The sequence below is a fragment of the Aeromonas sp. 160P genome, assembly GCF_055193095.1.
In genome coordinates, this window is record NZ_JBUXKV010000004.1 from 1 (window position 1) to 2,973 (window position 2,973).

A 2,973-nucleotide genomic window follows, 5' to 3' on the forward strand; every position below is an offset into this window, starting at 1 on the left:
AGACAAATCCGGGTCCCCTTCGTCTAGAGGCCTAGGACACCGCCCTTTCACGGCGGTAACAGGGGTTCGAATCCCCTAGGGGACGCCACTTCTCTTTTGCTAACAAGAATGCAGACATAAGCATGCGTGTTTATGTCTGTTTTCTTCGGTCGATGACCGTTGCAAACATGCTCTTTAACAATCTGGAAAGCTGATTTAAAAAGTAGTTCTCAAACATTTGTTACAAGTGCTTTGGAAACTTCTTGGCGAAAACCAAAATTTATTTTGGTCCTTGTTGTACATCAACAAGCAAGCGTTGTTTCGACGACACTTCTTGGGGTTGTATGGTTAAGTGACTAAGCGTACATGGTGGATGCCTTGGCAGTCAGAGGCGATGAAGGACGTACTAACCTGCGATAAGCTGTGAGAAGTCGGTAAGAGACGCTATTACTCACAGATTTCCGAATGGGGAAACCCACCCAGCATAAGCTGGGTATCGTTAAGTGAATACATAGCTTAACGAGGCGAACCGGGAGAACTGAACGTCTCATTGCCCCGGAGGAAAAGAAATCAACCGAGATTCCCTTAGTAGCGGCGAGCGAACGGGGATTAGCCCTTAAGTTTCTTGGAAGTTGGTGGAATGGTCCTGGAAAGGCCAGCGATACAGGGTGATAGCCCCGTACATGAAAACGACCTTGAAGTGAAATCGAGTAGGGCGGGACACGTGACATCCTGTCTGAATATGGGGGGACCATCCTCCAAGGCTAAATACTCCTGACTGACCGATAGTGAACCAGTACCGTGAGGGAAAGGCGAAAAGAACCCCTGTGAGGGGAGTGAAATAGAACCTGAAACCGTGTACGTACAAGCAGTGGTTAACCGTATAGGGGAGCCGTAGGGAAACCGAGTCTTAACTGGGCGTCTAGTTGCAAGGTGTAGACCCGAAACCGGGTGATCTAGCCATGGGCAGGTTGAAGGTTGAGTAACATCAACTGGAGGACCAACCTACTAACGTTGCAAGTGAAAGGCCAATCAAACTCGGAGATAGCTGGTTCTCCCCGAAAGCTATTTAGGTAGCGCCTCGGACGAATACTACTGGGGGTAGAGCACTGTTTGGACTAGGGGGTCATCCCGACTTACCAACTCCATGCAAACTCCGAATACCAGTAAGTAATATCCGGGAGACACACGGCGGGTGCTAACGTCCGTCGTGAAGAGGGAAACAACCCAGACCGCCAGCTAAGGTCCCAAAGTTCTGGTTAAGTGGGAAACGATGTGGGAAGGCTCAGACAGCTAGGATGTTGGCTTAGAAGCAGCCATCATTTAAAGAAAGCGTAATAGCTCACTAGTCGAGTCGGCCTGCGCGGAAGATGTAACGGGGCTCAAACCAGGCACCGAAGCTGCGGATTCACACTTATGTGTGAGTGGTAGGGGAGCGTTCTGTAAGTCTGCGAAGGTGTATCGAGAGGTATGCTGGAGATATCAGAAGTGCGAATGCTGACGTAAGTAACGATAAAGGGGGTGAAAAACCTCCTCGCCGGAAGACCAAGGGTTCCTGTCCAACGTTAATCGGGGCAGGGTGAGTCGACCCCTAAGGTGAGGCCGAAAGGCGTAATCGATGGGAAGCAGGTTAATATTCCTGCACGACTTGTAATTGCGATGGGGGGACGGAGAAGGCTAGGTGGGCCAGGCGACGGTTGTCCTGGTGAAAGTGCGTAGGCGGTATTTCTAGGCAAATCCGGAGATACAACGCTGAGACACGAGACGAACGCACTACGGTGCGGAAGCCATTGATGCCATGCTTCCAGGAAAAGCCTCTAAGCTTCAGATTACAAGTCATCGTACCCCAAACCGACACAGGTGGTCGGGTAGAGAATACCAAGGCGCTTGAGAGAACTCGGGTGAAGGAACTAGGCAAAATAGAACCGTAACTTCGTGACCAGATGGCTGGGACTGTTTATCAAAAACACAGCACTCTGCAAACACGAAAGTGGACGTATAGGGTGTGACACCTGCCCGGTGCCGGAAGGTTAATTGATGGGGTTAGCGCAAGCGAAGCTCTTGATCGAAGCCCCGGTAAACGGCGGCCGTAACTATAACGGTCCTAAGGTAGCGAAATTCCTTGTCGGGTAAGTTCCGACCTGCACGAATGGTGTAACCATGGCCATGCTGTCTCCACCCGAGACTCAGTGAAATCGAATTCGCCGTGAAGATGCGGTGTACCCGCGGCTAGACGGAAAGACCCCGTGAACCTTTACTACAGCTTGGCACTGAACATTGAACCTACATGTGTAGGATAGGTGGGAGGCTTTGAAGGCGTGACGCCAGTTGCGCTGGAGCCGTCCTTGAAATACCACCCTTGTATGTTTGATGTTCTAACGCAGGGCCCTGAATCGGGCTCGCGGACAGTGCCTGGTGGGGGAGAGTTTGACTGGGGCGGTCTCCTCCCAAAGAGTAACGGAGGAGCACGAAGGTTGGCTAATCCTGGTCGGACATCAGGAGGTTAGTGCAATGGCATAAGCCAGCTTAACTGCGAGACGGACAGGTCGAGCAGGTACGAAAGTAGGTCATAGTGATCCGGTGGTTCTGAATGGAAGGGCCATCGCTCAACGGATAAAAGGTACTCCGGGGATAACAGGCTGATACCGCCCAAGAGTTCATATCGACGGCGGTGTTTGGCACCTCGAAGGGTATGGCTGTTCGCCATTTAAAGTGGTACGCGAGCTGGGTTCAGAACGTCGTGAGACAGTTCGGTCCCTATATCCCCGTGGGCGTTGGATGATTGAAGGGAGTTGCTCCTAGTACGAGAGGACCGGAGTGAACGAACCTCTGGTGTTCGGGTTGTCACGCCAGTGGCACTGCCCGGTAGCTAAGTTCGGAATCGATAACCGCTGAAAGCATCTAAGCGGGAAGCGAGCCCTGAGATGAGTCATCCCTGACCCCTTGAGGGTCCTAAAGGGCCGTTGGAGACCACAACGTTGATAGGTGGAGGTG

General features: G+C 51.9%; 1 tRNA gene and 1 rRNA gene. Both read left to right on the forward strand.

Going from position 1 to position 2,973, the window contains the following annotated elements:
* The first annotated feature begins 12 nt into the window (after positions 1 to 12).
* Positions 13 to 88 (forward strand) — tRNA-Glu (locus ACY8FN_RS21185).
* 237 nt (positions 89 to 325) lie between these two features.
* Positions 326 to 2,973: ribosomal RNA gene (locus ACY8FN_RS21190) — 23S ribosomal RNA — on the forward strand; the annotation flags it as partial.